General features: G+C 51.6%; 1 pseudogene. It reads left to right on the top strand.

The window, feature by feature from the left end:
- Positions 1-256 (top strand): annotated as a pseudogene (locus PSI23_RS22395) (DNA primase); the annotation flags it as partial.

The raw sequence follows: 256 nt of genomic DNA, 5'->3' as shown, positions 1-256 counted from the left end.
TTATGTTATCTGCACCGTACCTACCTTGACGGGGATAAAAAGGCCGATATCACGCCTCAGAAGAAACTGGATGCCATGCAGGAAGAAGCTTATCGCGATCACGCTCAGTCATCGGCAATTCGCCTTTTTCCGGTCGATTCGACATTGGGGATCGCAGAAGGCATCGAAACCGCGCTTTCCTGCAAACAGATTTACGGTGTCAACACGTGGTCAGTGGTGCATGCGGGGTTTATGGAGCGCTTTCTGGTGCCCAATG

Source organism: Xenorhabdus yunnanensis (genome assembly GCF_028598805.1).
Lineage (GTDB): Bacteria > Pseudomonadota > Gammaproteobacteria > Enterobacterales > Enterobacteriaceae > Xenorhabdus > Xenorhabdus yunnanensis.
This window is presented reverse-complemented; position numbering and strand designations above follow the sequence as displayed.